Origin of the sequence: Pseudoflavonifractor hominis, assembly GCF_014288125.1 — a bacterium.
GTDB classification, from domain to species: domain Bacteria; phylum Bacillota; class Clostridia; order Oscillospirales; family Oscillospiraceae; genus Pseudoflavonifractor_A; species Pseudoflavonifractor_A gallinarum.
Window position 1 is genome coordinate 53,898 of record NZ_JACOPR010000008.1, and the last position, 15,844, is coordinate 69,741.

Below are 15,844 nucleotides of genomic sequence, written 5' to 3' on the forward strand. Positions count from 1 at the left end.
AGCATATGTCTTGTCACATGACAACTTATTTATTTGACACAGACTTCCATCTCCAGCCCTTTCGTTTGGGGCAGACCATATTTACGCATGGGGAAAAGCGCAAATATACGCCCTGTTTTTCGACTTATTTTGACTTTTTGCATTGCAGCAGCCGTTCTCGGGGACTAAAATAAAATTTGACAGCTGTCCGCCGCAGGTTTCCCGTTCCGGCGGACGCAGTACAGAGAGAATGAGAAGGAGTCCTGCACTATGACGCACCACGTACGTATCGGTACCCTCGCTTTGGCCGGGATGTTGGCCTGCTCCGCCGCAGCGCCTGCCCTGGCGGCAGAATATGCGGATCTGAGCTGGGACCACTGGGCCTATTCCACCTTGCAGCAGGCCGCAAGCCTCGGCATTCTTCAAGGTGTAGGAGGAAACCGGATGGAGCCCGCCGCCACCATGAGTTGGGGCCAGTTCCTGTCGATCTCCGCCCGCTCCTTTGCTCCCCAGGCCTACCAGGAGGCACTGGCAGATGGGCAGGCCTGGGACATGGCTGGATATACGGCTGCTCTGGAGAGCGGCATACTCTCCCTGGAGGACGCGCTCCCGGTCACCCCCGCCTCGCTCAACGCCCCCATTTCCCGCCAGGATGCCGCTGTGATCCTGTACCGTGCCCTGCCCGAGTCGGTCCGCGGCGGCTTCAGTACGTTTGCCCCGGATCCAACCCTCTTTACCGACTGGTCTTACATGGACGATCTCCACCAGGAAGCCGTGGGCGGTCTGGTCCGCTGCGGCGTGGTGCGCGGAAAGAGTGACGGCTCCTTCGGCTTTCAGGATACCATTCAGCGCTGCGACGGCGCTACACTGCTGATGAATACGCTGAATCTGGTGGATCAGGCCCGCTGGGGTGAGGAACAGGATATCACCATCCGTTACCTCAATGCGGAGACCGGAGAGGAGCTGCTCCCCCAGCAGCAGTTTACCTCTTCCGTGGGGGATTATCTCAGCCGCTTTGAGCAGGACCTGAGTGCGCAGCACTATACCTTCGCCGGCTTCGACCAGGTCTACCAGGTCAGCTCGGCCTGTTCCACCTATACGCTGGAATACCGCCCCATGACCCAATCGGAAATCGCGCAGGCGGAATTCTGGGCCAAGGTGGAGCGTGGAGAGGCCAATGCAGAGGATTTCTGGACCCAGGACTTCTGGCTGGTGGAGCAGGGGGAAAACACCGCTAAACTCCAGCTGCTCTTTGGGGATCCCGGAAAACGCCGCTTTGTCAATAAAGAAGAGGCCCAGGCAAACATGGTCACAATCACAGTTCCGGTCTGGCATCTCTCCGGCTCCGGAAAAAAGGCGTCCACCGCTTCCTTCCAGGTACATGCTGCCCTGGCCCAGGACGTAACGGAAATCTTTACTGAGATCTATCAGGACCCGGAACAGTTCCCCATTCAGGATCTGGGCGGCTATTCCTGGCGCGGCGATTCGGCCACCGGCGAGCATAACTGCGGCACCGCCATCGACATCAATTCCGACAACAACTACCAGGTCCGGGACGGTGTCGCCCTGGCGGGCAGCCGCTGGCAGCCGGGCCAGAACCCCTACTCCATCTCCCCGGACAGCTCGGTGGTACGCATTTTCAAAGCTCACGGCTGGAGCTGGGGCGGTGACGCCTGGGCATACAGCACCAATCCCGCCGAGGGGTATCACGACTATATGCACTTCTCCTATATGGGCGGCTGATCCTCTCTCCATAGGGAAAAACAAAAAACCGGCGTGCCAGACTGAGTCTGGCACGCCGGTTTGGCATTTACATCCTATGTTATCTCTGGGCATCCACGATCACGGCGCTGAAGCGCATCAGCATGGCCGCCACTTCCGCGCGGCTGGCCAAGTCGCCGGGACGGATCTCGCCTCCATTTCCCAGCAGGATGCCATTGGAAGCGGCCCACTCCATGGCCTCACCCGCCCAGGAGGAGATGCTCTCCCGGTCGGCAAAGTTCTCTGTGCCGCTGCCGGTGCCCATGGCTCCGGCTCCATGCTGCTGCGCATAGCGGTAGAGCATGGCCGCAAGGGCCTCTCGGGTGACCGGCTCCTCCGGCGCAAACCGTCCGCCGCCGGTGCCGCTGGTGATCCCCATCTGAGCGGCCCACTGCACCCCGGGCGCAAACCAGCTTCCCTCAGGTACATCGGTAAAGGTGGGACCCTCTGTGCACTCCGGCGCACCCTCCATGCGATACAGGACAGAGGCCACCATCGAGCGGGTCATTGCCCCCTCAGGTGCAAAGCGCCCTGCACCGATGCCGGAAAACAGCCCTCTGGCCGAGACAAACTGCACGCCATCCTGGTACCAGGCCTGTGCCGCCACATCGGAGTAGGTGACACTCCGCTCCTCCAGCGTGATCTGGCAGGACTGAGACACACGTACCCGCATGCCCTCTTCCACGGCAACCGCCCACGGAAGGACCGCCGTCGTCCCCCCACTCTTGTGCATCACCGCCACAGTCGAGGACTTCACCTTGGCCGGCAGGGTCAGCACTGCCGTGTCCGCCTCGGCCGGCAGGGTGATCTGGGCCGAAACCGCGCCGTTTGCATCGGTATTCACCAGGGCAGTCGCACCGCTGACCGGATCGGTCACCGTGGTCTGGGTGGGCGGGACGGATTCCACCGGCGGCTCCGGCGTCACACCGCCGGCTCCACCGCCGCCACCTGCGCCGCCGCCTGCGCCACCAGTGCCGCCACCGGTATTGCCGCCCGTGCTGCCGCCGGACTCACCTCCCCCGGTACCACCGCCCGGCTGACTTCCTCCGTCGATGGTGGGCACCGCAGCCATATCCTGCTGCGCCTGCTTCTGGGCCGACTCCACGTCTGCCGCCGAATTTCCGGCCTCGATGGCCAGGCGTCCGGCATTCAGAATCTTCTCCAGCTTGGCCTGATTCTCGGCAGTATAGCGTGTCAGGTCATAGCTCTGATACGCCATGTGCAGCTGTGTGAGAGCCTGCTGCTTCTGCTGAGCCAGGTCCCGGCGCTCCTCCAGAGCCTGCATCATTGTGCGGCTCAGGTGGAGGAGATAGGTATCCGCACCCGTGCAGGCATCCGCATAGGAACCATACCACTCCGAGGTCACCTCTGACAAGGGCCGCTCCGACAGCCCGTTCAGGGTTCCGACCCAGGCTGCGGCATCGGCCAGCTGGGAGAGGCTGCGCAGGGTCTTATCGACCGCCTCATTGGCCAGTGCGGCCACCTGCTCCTGATCCGCCGTCTCCGCCAGGTCGGAGTGCTCCACTACAAACGCAGCATCAATCCCTTTCAGGGCCTCCTGCGCCAGGCCATAGAGCCGCTCGGCGGCAGCTTCGTCCACTGCATGGTTGTTCATGGCATCCAAAGTGTCCCGGTGCTCGCTCCGCCAGGCTGCAACGATGGCATTCACGCGCATTTCCCTGGTCTCAACGGCTTCCATATTCTCCGTGCCCCGGGTAAATATCCCCTCCAGCTCCTCTTCCTCTGCGGTGGAGAGCTCCTTCCATGCAGTTCCATAGTAGCCGGTCAGGGCATTCCAATCCTGTACGGTGTAGTCCTCTGCGCTGTAATGGGCAAACGCGGCATCCAGGTCGTCCAAATACGCATTGTTCCGCTTTTCTCTCCACACCGCGTAAAGCGTGATCTTCTCCCCCTACTCCTAGGCCAGATTTCGAACGGCGCTCTGATCCAGATAGCGCACGCTGCCGTCCCACTCTGTGGCCCAGCCGGCAAAGATCTTATCATCCGGGCCAGTCATGGTGCATTTCGGGAGATTCTTACTCTGATCGTACCGATAGCTCTCCTCTGCCATCTCACCCTGCCCGCCGTTAGCATCAAAGGCCACCGTGTACTGGATGGGCTCCCACTGGGCATACAGGGTCACCCGCTGTCCCTGGTACTTTCCCGTCAGGTTGAGCACTTCGCTTCCGTCGTCGTAAAAAGCGTCGTCTCCGAAGACATTTTTCCAGCCCTGGAACGCATAGCCCGTCCGGCGGAAGGTATTCTTCTCCAGCGTCAGCTTCTGATCCCATACGCCGCTCTGTTCCGGCATGGAACCGCTGCCGCCATTGGAGTTAAAACGAATCGTGTAGTCATTGGGAAGCCATTTGGCATACAGGGTCTGTCCGTTCGCCGTGATCGGTCCAGTGACCGGAATGTGATACTCTGCATCCTCATACCACTCGACCCGCTCATATCCCACTTTGGGATCCTGCTCGGCATAGACATCCGGGTCCACCACCAAGTCCGCCTTGACCGGAAGGGTCAGCGTATCCAGCTGATTGTTGCGGGCCACAAAGCCGCTGCCGATCGGGCTGAGATTGGTGTTGGCGCTCAGATCAATGTGGGTGAGCAGATTGTGGTCCAGGTGGACAAATTCCAGCGCCGTCAGCTTGGAGAGATCAATGCTGCTCAACCGGTTATCAAAGGTCTCAATGAACTTCAGGCTGGTGTTGGTGGAAAAGTCCACCTCCGGCAGGTCGTTGCTCCGGCAATAGATGATCTCCAGCGCCGTACAGCCTGTCAGATTCAGGTTCTTCATATGGTTGCTCTCACAGTTGAGGGAAATCAGGTTATCCAGGCCGGATACATCCAATGCCGCAATCTGGTTGAATCTGCACTGAAGATGGCGCAGCGCACGGTTCTGCTTTACGTCCAGCTCCTTCAGCCGGTTATTCTCGCAGGAGAGCTGTTCCAGGGCAGAAAACTGTTCGATTCCCTCCAGAGTCTGGATTCCCTTCCCGGAGACGTCGATGCTCTTGATCTCAGCCAGCTCTGCGGCGGAAAAATACCCGTCGCTGCCAAATCCATTCAGATTGTTCCGGTCGGTCAGCCAGCTCCGGAACGCTGCATCGGGGAAGGTTTCTTCCGAAATGGCCACTCCGCTCTCCTCGAGAGCGGCAGCTCTTGCGGTCCATCCGGGCAGCATCAGCGGAAGCGTCAGTGCCAGGGACAGCAGTGCCGCTGCACCGCGCATACGGATTTGCTTCATTTGCTCCACTCCTGTTCTTTCTTCATTGAAAAAAATTTTTGTTTTTGTCCAAAAAAATCTATTTTGCTTTTGATGCATTATATCAGAGGTGCTCCCGCTTTACAGGGTAAAATAGTTATATTTTTATCAGATAATGTTATCCAGTTTTCTATTTTGTTACCAATCGGCCGTAGTTTTTGCTTCATCCTCCCAGTTGAAGGATATCGGAAGCGCGCACAGCCATACAACAACAAGAGAGAGCACTTCACCGAAGCGAAGGCTCTCTCTATGGGAATATACTATATATGATCCGTTACCGGCTCAATGTACTCAGTGCAGACAGTGTCTGTTCGATCTCCTCTTCCGTATTGAAGGGGCCCATGCTGGCTCGCAGGCTCCCCTGGGGGAAGCTCCCCACGGTCCGGTGGGCCAGCGGCGCGCAGTGGAGCCCTGCCCGCATACAGATCCCATACTCCCGGTCCAGCCGGAAAGCGGCCTGGGCACAGTCCATCCCCCGCAGGTTGAAGGACACCACCGCCGTCTGCCGCCGGGCATCCCCCGCACCGTAGATCTCAATACCGGGGATGGCACGCAGACCAGACAGGAACTGTTCACACAGGGCCTGTTCATGGCGGCGGATAGACTCCAGGCCCCGCTCCTCCAGGTATTCCAGCCCGGCCCCCAGAGAGGCGATCCCCACCGTATTGAGGGTCCCGCTCTCGTACCGGTCGGGCAGGAGATCGGGCTGTTCCAGATACTCCGAAAAGCTGCCGGTCCCTCCTTGCTTGAGGGGCTCGGGACGGACATTGGGACCCAGACAGAGCAGCCCGGTCCCGGGCAGGGCCAGCAGTCCCTTGTGACCGGGGCAGGCCAGCAGGTCGATTCCCATGGCCTCCATATCCAGCTCACACACACCGGCCGACTGGGAGGCATCCACCAGAAACGGAATCCCCCGGGCCCGGCAGAGGGCCCCGATCTCCTCCACAGGCATCTGCGTCCCCGTCACATTGGAGACATGAGTACACACCACCAGGCAGGTCTCGGGCTCCAGCGCCGCAGCAACCTGAGCGGCCGTCACCACTCCGGAACCTGGATCACCCTGTACCAGCGTGTGGCGCACGCCCCGCGCTTCCAGCGCCCGGAGCGGGCGCAGCACCGAGTTGTGCTCCATGGTGGTGGATACGATGTGTCCGCCGGGACGGGCCATCCCCTGGATAGCCAGATTGAGGGCGTCGGTGGCATTGGATGTAAAGACCACCCGTTCCGCCTCTCCCACGCGGAAGAAGGCGGATACCTGTTCCCGCACGGCATAGACCATGCGCCCGGCCTCCAGTGCCGGCGCGTGGCCGCCCCGGCCGGGGTTAGCCGTCTCCCGCATGGCCTGCGCCGCCCGCTGATAGACCAGCTCCGGCTTCTGACGGCTGGTGGCGGCGGTGTCCAGGTAGATCATGCCCCCGCCTCCTTCCGGCCCAGGCAGGTGAGCTCCTCCCCTTCCTGGCGGTACAGCGCACAGGGAACGGTCATCTCCTCAAAAAAGGCCTGCGCCTCCCGCTCTGCCTCTATGCCCTCAAAGCACAGGGAGAGGGAGCAGCTGCCCCCCACGCCCCTGGGCGTCGGGACCAGGGAGGCCACCAGGCCCTGTTTTTTGGCCTGGGCCTCTCCCTTCATGCTGTGGGTGGTGGTATAAAAGGACAGAAAGATCATGCCTCCCGCCCCCGCTTTCCCCGGGCGATCAGGGCGGCCCCCAGAGCACCGGCGTAGCGGCCCATGGGATCGGTGTAAACCGTGGCGCCCAGACGCTGGGACAGCCGCTGGACCAGATAGGCGCTGTCGCACAGTCCACCGGTGAGGAGCACATCGCCCTGGATGGTGTGCCGGGCACACAGCCCCGCCACCTTGCTCACGACGGAGTCCACCACGCCGGCGGCAATGTCCTCCCGGCGCTCACCCGCACCGATGTGACTGATGACCTCGCTCTCAGCAAACACCGTGCACATGGAGCTGATGGCCAGCGGCTCTCCCTGCTCGGCCAGGGCGAAGAGCTCCGGCAGATCCACGCCCAGGCGGTTGGCCATGATCTCCAGGAATTTACCGGTCCCCGCGGAGCACTTGTCGTTCATCAAAAAGCTGGAGGCCATGCCCCCTTCCACGGTGATCACCTTGGTGTCCTGTCCGCCGATGTCCACCACCGTGCAGTCCCGTCCCAGCAGAGCGAAGCCGCCCTTGCCGTGACAGGTGATCTCGGTGACCGTCTTGGCGGCATAGTCCACCGATACTCGGCCGTATCCCGTGGCCACGACCCGCATATCCTCATCCACGGGACGCCCCTGGGACGCCAGGCGCTGGGCCACACCGGCGGCCGTTTCCTTGCTGCTCCACCCGGTGGGCAGGACAAAGGCATCCACCATCCGCGCCTCGTCCAGCACCACCACCTTGGACGCGGTGGAGCCAATATCAATTCCGGTAAAATAACTCATTTTTCGATCGTCTCCAGGAACGCCGCCAGGCGGGTATTGATCTGTCCCTTATCGGACTGGGAGTAGTCGGTCTCAATGTTCAGGTAGGGCAGGCCCTTCTCCTGGGTCACAAAGCGCTTGATGAAGTAGGACTCCACATCATAGGTGTGGCAGGACTGGAGGATGATCTCCAGCACGCCGTCGATGGCGTACTCGTCGATCATTTCACCAATATACCCTCTCCGGCTGTCGTTGGGGCTCATGACAGAGCAGTTGATGTTGAGATACTTCCGGGCCAGGGCCTCGTAGACGTCCGGATTGCTCTCATCCACCTTTTCCACCTTTTCCCGGGTGCCGCTGCAAGTGTCGAAGGCCACCACATCGGCCCCCATCTCCTCCACAGTGCGGATGATCTTCTCCCGCACGCCCGCGTTGGGGCAGCCCGTCAGCAGGAGGCGGGGACGGTCGCTCTGCTTTCCCTTGTAATTGGCCTCCCAATCGGCGAGCACCTGGGCGGTACGGGCCTCCACATTCTTGCAGCGCTCCTCCAGATCAAAGGAGAAGCTCCCCACGTCGATCTGGGTGCCCATCTCGTATCCGCTGATGGGGGCGGGATTGAGCTTGCCCAGCTCCAGATAGCGGAGCATCACATCGCGCTCCCGGTTCTTGCGGCGGATGGCCGCCCGGATGTCCTCCTCCGTAATGGTGATCCCATAGAAGTCCTCCAGCTTTTTCTGGAAGGCGATGATCTGCTCTTTCCAGAAGGCCAGCGCAGCCGCATCCCGGCTGTGGGGCAGCTGCATCACATAGGTCTCCTTGATCTCGCCCAGCAGCTCGAACATCTTCTTTTTTCCGTCACAGGTGGTCTCGGCCACCACCAGATCGGAGAAATAGAAGTAGGGGCAGGTATCCGTGAGGGCAAAGCCATAGCTGGCCTTGATGAGCGGGCACAGATTGCGGGGCAGGTTTGCCTCGGCGGCCGCAATGGGCTCTTCACTGGAGGCGCACAGTCCCACCGGGATGGCGCCGGCCGCATAGACCAGCTCAATGGGCACATAGGAGCAGAACAGGCCAATTACCCGGGCCCCCAACTCTTTCAGCTGCTTCATTCGCAAAAATCCGGCCTGGCGGGCCTCCTGATAGCTCTCAAATCCGGCGGGCAGGCGAAGCGCATTCTTCTCCATACAGAACATCCTTTCCCAAATAGACGGCAATCCCGGGCCGCGCGGAACGGTTCGCTCTTCCCCGCGTTGGCCGGTTCTTTTCTCCAAAATTAACCTCATCGTAGCAAAGCCTCTCCCGAAAGTCCAATTGCTTCTTTCGATGATAACCAATGCCCTTTATCGAGAAAGTATATAAAGTATCCTGGTCTCCCTCTGCAAAACTCTTTTCCAGTCTATGCGTCCCTCCGCCGCGGTGTCCCATCAAAAATACCCCCGGACAGGGCTGTCTGTGCCGCCGTCCGGGGGTATCTCTTGTATTTGGTTGGATTTATTAATGCCGCCCGATCTTCAGTCGGGCCATGGCCCGGGCCAACGCCGCCTTGGAGTGGTAGTACTCCTGGATGCTCTGTTTCTGGCGCAGGCGCTCCTCGGCACGCAGTTTGGCGGCCTCCGCGCGCTTGCGGTCCACTTCCTCGGGATGTTCCGCAAAGCCCACCAGGAGGATCACATAGTCGGGTTTGATCTCTGCAAAGCCAGACCCCACCACGGCGCTCTCCCATACGCCCTCATTCTCATAGCGCAGCTCGCCGGGCTCGATGGCGGTAACCACCGGCTCGTGGCCCGGATAGATCCCCATCTCTCCGTCCACGGCGGGGATGACCAGGGCGTGGGCCGGGCCGATGTAAAACTGCCGCTCCGGCGTAATGATCTCCAGATAGAAGCTGGTCTGGGCCATTATACCGCCCCCATCTTCTTCGCCTTTTCCACGACCTCGTCCACATTGCCCACCATGCTGAAGGCTGCCTCCGGATATTTGTCCAGCTCGCCGCCCAGAATGGCCTCAAAGGAGCGGAGGGTATCGGCCAGCTTGACGTAGCGGCCCTCCAGTCCGGTAAAGGTCTCGGCCACGGAGAAGGGCTGGGAGAAGAACTGCTGGATACGCCGGGCCCGCTCTACGGTGCGCCGGTCCTCCTCGGAGAGCTCCTCCATGCCCAGAATGGCAATGATGTCCTGGAGTTCCCGGTACCGCTGAAGCAGCTCCTGGGTCCCACGGGCCACCCGGTAGTGGCGCTCGCCCACCACATCGGGCTCCAGAATGCGGGAGGTGGACTCCAGCGGGTCCACTGCCGGATAGATGCCCTGCTCTACGATCTTACGGGAGAGAACGGTGGTGGCGTCCAGATGGGCAAAGGTAGTGGCAGGTGCGGGGTCGGTCAGGTCGTCCGCCGGGACATAGACCGCCTGCACCGAAGTGATGGCCCCGTCCTTGGTGGAGGTGATGCGCTCCTGCAGGGCGCCCACCTCGTTGGCCAGCGTGGGCTGATAGCCCACGGCGGAGGGCATCCGCCCCATCAGGGCCGAGACCTCCGAGCCAGCCTGGACATAGCGGAAGATATTGTCGATGAAGAGCAGCACATTCTGCTTCTCCCGGTCCCGGAAGTACTCCGCCATGGTCAGCCCGGTCAGGGCCACGCGCATACGGGCTCCGGGGGGCTCGTTCATCTGGCCGAAGACCAGCGCGGTCTTGTCGATGACTCCGGACTCGCTCATCTCCCGCCAGAGGTCGTTGCCCTCGCGGGTGCGCTCGCCCACCCCGGTAAAGATGGAGTATCCACCGTGCTCGGTGGCGATGTTGTGGATGAGCTCCTGGATGAGCACCGTCTTGCCCACACCGGCGCCGCCAAACAGTCCGATCTTGCCGCCCTTGGCATAGGGCGCCAGCAGGTCGATGACCTTGATGCCGGTCTCAAACACATCCACCACCGGCCGCTGGTTCTCAAAGGCCGGGGGCTGCCGGTGGATGGACCAGGTCTCGCTGGCCTTGACCGGCCCCTTCTCGTCGATGGTGTCTCCCAGGACGTTGAACATCCGCCCCAATACGGCCTCGCCCACGGGGACGGAGATGGGCCCTCCGGTGGCCGTGACCTCCATGCCCCGGCCCAGGCCCTCGCTGGGAGAGAGCATGATACAGCGCACGGTATCTCCCCCCACATGCTGGGCCACTTCCATCACCTGGCGTTTTCCTCCCAGCTCTACCTCCAGGGCTTCCTTGAGCTCCGGGAGCGTGCCGTCAGAAAAGGCCACATCCACCACAGGTCCCATGACCTGTACGATGGTTCCTTTGTTCTCACTCATGATATCGCATCCCCTTTCGGGCGTTTCCTGTCTGATTCTGCTTGTGCCGCCGTCCGGCGGAACTGCGGCCTAAAATGACTCGGCCGCCTGGGCGCCGCCCACCACCTCGGTGATCTCCTGGGTGATGGCGCTCTGGCGCGCCCGGTTGTAGGAGAGGTTCAGCTTTTGAAGCATGGCCCTGGCATTGTCGCTGGAGGACTTCATGGCGGTCATGCGGGCATTCTGCTCCGAGCAGTAGGACTCCACCATAGCGCCGAAGAGCACACCTTTCAGATAGCCCGGCACCAGGCGGTCCATGACGGCCCGCACCGACGGGACATAGGTCACGTCCCGGTTATAGCAGTCCCGGTTTTCCTCATAGTCCGGGAATACATCCGGGTCCAACGGCAGGATCTTATAGGCGGTGGGCTCCAGACGGAAGGAGTTGATCATATTGGTAAAGAGGACATAGACCTCGTCCAGCTTCCCGTCCAGATAGAGCTGCATCAGCACCTCCGACATATCGCGGGCCCGGCTGATGTTGGGATTCTGCGCGGTATAGAGAAATTCTCCGTCGATGGGGATGCCCCGCTCGGTAAAGTAGGAGCGCCCCACCTGTCCCACCACAAAGAGGTAGGAGTTGGGCGTCTTTGCCATCCGCTCCTCTGCCATCTTCAGAATGTTGTGGTTGTACGCGCCCGCCAGGCCCTTATCGCCGGTGATCACGATATAACCTACCTTCCGCCGCTCCGGCGGGATGCCGGGCCGCTTGTCAAAAAAGCGGTGGTCGATCTCCGGTGAGTGGTGGAGAATATCCGAGATGGTGGTCTCGATCTTATGGAAGTAGGGTTCCACATCGCTGAGCTGCTTGCGCGCCTTGCGCAGGTTGGAGGAGGAGATCAGATACATGGCGTTGGTGATCTTCAGCGTCTGCTCCACGCTCTTAATGTGGGTCCGAATCTCCTTTATGCTTGCCATGTGCCGCTCACCCGCCTCTTGCTCTCCTCCAGGGCCGCGCGGATGGTCTCAATGGCCGGAGCGCTCAGGTTCCCGCTCTCCTGGATATCTGCCATCACGTCGGCGTGCTCCTCCTCCATCTCCGCGGCAAAGGACAGGAGGAAGTCCCGCACCTTCTCCAGCGGCACATCGTCCACCAGGCCGTTGGTGGCCGCATAGAGGATCACCGCCTGGCGGTTCACCGGCATGGGATGGTAGAGGGGCTGCTTGAGCAGCTCCAGAAGCCGCTTTCCGTGGTCCAGCGCCTGCTGCGTGGCGGCATCCAGGTCCGAGGCGAACTGGGTGAATACCTCCAGCTCCCGGAACCGGGCCAGATCGATGCGCAGGGTACCTGCCGTTTTCTTGACCGCCCGAGTCTGGGCCGCGCCGCCCACACGGGAGACCGAGAGGCCCACATTGACGGCGGGCCGCTGACCGGCGAAGAAGAGGTCGGTCTCCAGATAGATCTGTCCGTCGGTAATGGAGATGACATTGGTGGGAATATAGGCCGACACATCGCCCGCCTGGGTCTCAATGATGGGAAGCGCGGTCATGGAGCCGCCCCCGTACTCCTTGGTCAGGCGGCAGGCCCGCTCCAGCAGGCGGGAGTGCAGGTAGAAGACATCTCCGGGGTAGGCCTCTCGTCCGGGCGAGCGCTTGAGCAGCAGAGAAAGGGTCCGGTAGGCCACCGCGTGCTTGGAGAGATCGTCATAGACGATGAGCACATCCTTGCCCTTCTCCATAAAATACTCGCCCATGGCCGCTCCGGCGTAGGGCGCGATGTACTGCAGGGGGGCCGAGTCGCTGGCCGTGGCCGAGACAATAATGGAATAATCCATCGCGCCGTGCCGCTTCAAGGTGTCCTGGATGCGGGCCACCGAGCTGGCCTTCTGGCCAATGGCCACATAGATGCAGATGACGTCCTGCCCCTTCTGATTCAGGATGGTATCCACCGCAATGGCGGTCTTGCCGGTCTGCCGGTCCCCGATGATCAGCTCACGCTGTCCCCGTCCAATGGGGACCATGGCGTCAATGGCCAGTATTCCGGTCTGAAGGGGCACATTGACCGGCTCCCGGGTGACCACACCGCTGGCCTCGTGCTCGATGGGGCGGGTCTCAGTGGTCTCAATGGGACCCAGGCCGTCAATGGGGCTGCCCAGAACATCCACGACCCGGCCGATCATGGCCTCTCCAACGGGGACGTCAGCTGCCCGTCCGGTGCGGCGCACCACCGTACCCTCCCGGACGCCGGCGTCGCTGCCCAGCAGCACTACGCCTACGCTGTCCCGGGCCAGATTCATGACCATGCCCTTGACACCGGTCTCCAGCTCCACCAGTTCGCCGTAGACCGCCTTGTCCAGGCCATAGACTGTGGCGATCCCGTCGCCTACCTCCAGGACGGTGCCCACTTCATCCCGCCGTACGCGGGTATCATATCCGGCGATCTCCTCCCGCAGGAGGGCGACGATCTCTTCCGGTTTGGTTTTCATGCCATTCGCCTCTCTTCCAGATACCGGCTCAGGCCGGCCATCGCACCGCGGACGCTCTTATCGTACCGGATGCCCTCCAGCTCCAGGGTAAATCCCCCCACAAGGGAGGGATCGGTGCGGATCTCAAATTGGATGTCCGCCCGGTGGTGAAGCTTGCACAGGGCCTGGCGGATTCGCTCCAGCTCTTCCTTCTCCGGTGTGCGGACACAGGTCAGGACACACCGCGCCGTATTCTTCTCCCGCAGCCCCAGAGTCCGGAAGGCCTCCAGGATCTCGGGCAGCAGTGCCATCCGGTCCTTCTCCGCCAGCAGGCGGTAAAAGCGTAGCAGGGTCCCGTGTCCGTCCAGCTCCGGCAGACGGCCCAGCAGGCGCTTTTTCTCCTCCGCGCGCACAGTGGGCGCACAGAGGGCCGCCCAGAGTTCGCTCTGTCCCATGAGGGCCTCCGCAGTCGCCCGCAGTCCCGTCTCATCGGGCATCACCTCATAGAGGGCCTGGGCATAGCGGCGTGCCAGCTCGCTCATGTACGTTCACCTACTTCCGCCAGGAAAGATTCCACCATGGCCTGCTCGGCCGCGGAGTCCATGGCCTGTCCGGCCACCTTCCCGGCAGCCAGCAGAGCAAGGGCCGCCACCTCATTCCGTGCGCCCCGCAGCATGGCCTTCCGCTCCTCCGCGATCTGAGCCTGGGCCTGGCTGTGCACCTGCTTGGCGTCCGTTTCGGCCTGGGCCAGCCTGGCCTCATAGGCCCGCTGCGCCCGGTTCTGGGCATCGGCCACCAGCTTGGAGGCCTCCTGCCGGGCGTCCGCCAGCTTGGCCTCATACTCGCTGCGCAGCTCTTCCGCCTGACTGTGCTGGATCTGTGCCGATTCCAGCTCTTCCCGCACCAGGGCGGCCCGCTGCTCCAGCACCGCGTTGACCCGCCCAAAGAGCAGCTTGCGCAGGATGACATAGAGCACCAGCAGGTTGATGACGGTAAACACGATGGTGGAAACTTCAAATTCCAGCATGGGGTACGCCCCCTTAACCCATAAAGATGACGAGCAGGGCGGTAATGAAGCCAAAGATGGCGGTACCTTCTGCCAGAGCGCAGCCCATCAGCAGGGCGCTGTTGATCTTTCCGGCCGCCTCAGGCTGGCGGGCAATGGCCTCACTGGCCTTTCCGGTGGCAAAGCCGATGCCGATACCGGCGCCGATGCCGGTGAAAACCGCAATTCCCGCAGCAATGATTCCCAGTGTCATAGTAATTTCCTCCTCAAAATATACTGTCCGTTACGCTTCTTCCTCTTTGATGCCCTCTCCGGTAAAGAGAGTGGTGAGGAATACGAAGACCACCGTCTGGATCAACCCGTCAAACAGGTCAAAATAGAGGCTGAATACCGCCGGCAGCACCACAGGCACCAGAAGCTTGATCATCTCCATGATGATAAACGCGCCCAGGATGTTGCCGAACAGACGCATACACAGCGCCAGGGGCCGGATGGCCACCTCCATGAGATTGATGGGGATGAGCAGAGGCATCGGCTCGGCAAATTGCCGCAGGCCGCCCAGCAGTCCCCGATACCGGAACTGTGCCCCATAGATCAGCACCATGCTCATCAGGGCCAGGGCTGCCGTCACGCTGATGTCCTTCGTGGGCGGGGTCAGCCCCACAATCCCAATCAGGTTGGACACACCGATGTAGAGTGCCACCGTCCCCAGATAGGGAGCGAAGGGTCTCCAGTGCGTTCCGAGATTGGTCTTTACAAACCCGTTGAGAAACTGCACCGCGCCCTCCAGGGCAATCTGCCCCTTGCCTGGATTTTGTACCCGCAGGTTCCGTGTCAGAACCAGCGCGCACACGATGAGGGCTGCCATGACAATCCAGGTGACTACCACCGACTCGGCCACCGGGATACCGCCCAGTACCGGGATTGTAAAGGCAATCCGGTTGCCCAGCTCCTCCACCAGCGCTTCCTTGAATCCATCCAAACACATCACCTCGTTTTCGCGTGTGCTATCATACTCCCGCGCCGTTTCTTTGGGAATCCTTTGGAAAGTAAAAAAAGTATGGAACATAACCCAAAGCGAAACTGGTCCCTCCGGGGGTTCCAAGGTCTTAGGCCAGAACGGTTCCCTCCGGGAAGGCGCGGCGGAAGACCCGGCGGACCAGGGGGCCGGCGATCAGGAGCTGGAAGGGCAGCGCCATTACAAAATTGCGGGGAATATTGATGAGCCACTGGAGGGGCACTCCGCTCCACATCCCGGTGTGCACCGCCCCCTCACAGGCTCCGTACAGGGACATGATCAGCACCATGGGGACCACCATACAGCCGGAGACACACACCACCTTCTTCAGAGGCGAGTCCTGAGGCCGGACCAGGAAGCGAAAGGCAAATCCCTTTGCCAGCCGGGACACCAGAAACCAGTCGCAGCACATGGCAAAGACATAGGCAATGGGGAAGCCCAGCCAGGCCGCCGCCACAACTTCCAGACTGACCGCTCCATATTGGAGCGCAACATTGTACAGGCTCATCCAGAGCACCATGGTAAAGCACATCAACACCGTATAGATGAGGCTCTCCCGCTTATTCTGAGGCATCGTTCATTCTCCTTATCGAAAAAAATTTCGGCCCGTTCCGGCCGCTGCTCAAACAGGATACCAGAGATGGCTCCGCCT

The 15,844-nt window shown here is 61.2% G+C and carries 16 protein-coding genes; 1 reads left to right on the forward strand and 15 read right to left on the reverse strand.

Annotation, left to right across the window (positions count from 1 at the left end):
• Window positions 1-249: 249 nt before the first annotated feature.
• A complete protein-coding gene (locus H8S34_RS12110; RefSeq protein WP_186964105.1) occupies window positions 250-1,722 on the forward strand; it encodes a M15 family metallopeptidase in 1,473 nt (490 codons plus the stop codon).
• A gap of 79 nt (window positions 1,723-1,801) precedes the next feature.
• Here the strand turns inward: H8S34_RS12110 and H8S34_RS12115 are convergent, their stop codons facing one another.
• The 15 genes from H8S34_RS12115 to H8S34_RS12185 form a co-directional block, all read right to left on the reverse strand.
• Window positions 1,802-3,598, reverse strand: coding sequence for an S-layer homology domain-containing protein (locus H8S34_RS12115; protein WP_186964106.1), 1,797 nt, complete (start codon window positions 3,596-3,598; stop codon window positions 1,802-1,804).
• Window positions 3,599-3,658: 60 nt separating this feature from the next.
• Window positions 3,659-4,990, reverse strand: a complete 1,332-nt coding sequence (locus H8S34_RS12120; protein ID WP_186964107.1) for an InlB B-repeat-containing protein — start codon at window positions 4,988-4,990, stop codon at window positions 3,659-3,661.
• 292 nt (window positions 4,991-5,282) lie between these two features.
• Window positions 5,283-6,419 (reverse strand): aminotransferase class V-fold PLP-dependent enzyme, encoded by a 1,137-nt coding sequence (locus H8S34_RS12125; RefSeq protein ID WP_186964108.1) that lies wholly within the window; start codon window positions 6,417-6,419, stop codon window positions 5,283-5,285.
• Complete coding sequence (locus H8S34_RS12130) at window positions 6,416-6,673, reverse strand: putative Se/S carrier protein (protein WP_101691348.1); 258 nt, start codon at window positions 6,671-6,673, stop codon at window positions 6,416-6,418. The genes H8S34_RS12125 and H8S34_RS12130 overlap by 4 nt, the downstream gene beginning before the upstream one ends.
• Window positions 6,670-7,446 carry an acyl-CoA dehydratase activase gene (locus H8S34_RS12135; protein WP_101691349.1) on the reverse strand — a complete coding sequence of 259 codons (777 nt, stop codon included), beginning with the start codon at window positions 7,444-7,446 and terminating at the stop codon, window positions 6,670-6,672. Before H8S34_RS12135 ends, H8S34_RS12130 begins: the two co-directional genes overlap by 4 nt.
• Window positions 7,443-8,609 carry a double-cubane-cluster-containing anaerobic reductase gene (locus H8S34_RS12140; RefSeq protein WP_186964109.1) on the reverse strand — a complete coding sequence of 389 codons (1,167 nt, stop codon included), beginning with the start codon at window positions 8,607-8,609 and terminating at the stop codon, window positions 7,443-7,445. Before H8S34_RS12140 ends, H8S34_RS12135 begins: the two co-directional genes overlap by 4 nt.
• A gap of 310 nt (window positions 8,610-8,919) precedes the next feature.
• Window positions 8,920-9,324, reverse strand: a complete 405-nt coding sequence (gene atpC / locus H8S34_RS12145) for an ATP synthase F1 subunit epsilon (RefSeq protein ID WP_101691351.1) — start codon at window positions 9,322-9,324, stop codon at window positions 8,920-8,922.
• The gene (gene atpD, locus H8S34_RS12150) at window positions 9,324-10,724 is read right to left on the reverse strand and encodes a F0F1 ATP synthase subunit beta (RefSeq protein ID WP_186964110.1); all 1,401 of its coding nucleotides are present in this window, start codon (window positions 10,722-10,724) and stop codon (window positions 9,324-9,326) included. Before atpD ends, atpC begins: the two co-directional genes overlap by 1 nt.
• A gap of 69 nt (window positions 10,725-10,793) precedes the next feature.
• Window positions 10,794-11,681 carry an ATP synthase F1 subunit gamma gene (gene atpG, locus H8S34_RS12155; protein WP_101691353.1) on the reverse strand — a complete coding sequence of 296 codons (888 nt, stop codon included), beginning with the start codon at window positions 11,679-11,681 and terminating at the stop codon, window positions 10,794-10,796.
• Window positions 11,669-13,189, reverse strand: a complete 1,521-nt coding sequence (gene atpA, locus H8S34_RS12160) for a F0F1 ATP synthase subunit alpha (RefSeq protein WP_101691354.1) — start codon at window positions 13,187-13,189, stop codon at window positions 11,669-11,671. Before atpA ends, atpG begins: the two co-directional genes overlap by 13 nt.
• Window positions 13,186-13,710: an ATP synthase F1 subunit delta gene (atpH, locus tag H8S34_RS12165; protein WP_186964111.1), complete on the reverse strand. Its 525-nt coding sequence runs from the start codon at window positions 13,708-13,710 to the stop codon at window positions 13,186-13,188. The genes atpA and atpH overlap by 4 nt, the downstream gene beginning before the upstream one ends.
• Window positions 13,707-14,195, reverse strand: a complete 489-nt coding sequence (gene atpF / locus H8S34_RS12170) for a F0F1 ATP synthase subunit B (RefSeq protein WP_101691356.1) — start codon at window positions 14,193-14,195, stop codon at window positions 13,707-13,709. The genes atpH and atpF overlap by 4 nt, the downstream gene beginning before the upstream one ends.
• Before the next feature lie 13 nt (window positions 14,196-14,208).
• The gene (gene atpE / locus H8S34_RS12175) at window positions 14,209-14,427 is read right to left on the reverse strand and encodes an ATP synthase F0 subunit C (RefSeq protein WP_101691357.1); all 219 of its coding nucleotides are present in this window, start codon (window positions 14,425-14,427) and stop codon (window positions 14,209-14,211) included.
• Between the two features lie 30 nt (window positions 14,428-14,457).
• Window positions 14,458-15,162 (reverse strand): F0F1 ATP synthase subunit A, encoded by a 705-nt coding sequence (locus H8S34_RS12180; RefSeq protein ID WP_101691584.1) that lies wholly within the window; start codon window positions 15,160-15,162, stop codon window positions 14,458-14,460.
• 121 nt (window positions 15,163-15,283) lie between these two features.
• The gene (locus H8S34_RS12185) at window positions 15,284-15,766 is read right to left on the reverse strand and encodes a DUF2798 domain-containing protein (RefSeq protein ID WP_186964112.1); all 483 of its coding nucleotides are present in this window, start codon (window positions 15,764-15,766) and stop codon (window positions 15,284-15,286) included.
• Window positions 15,767-15,844 lie beyond the last annotated feature (78 nt).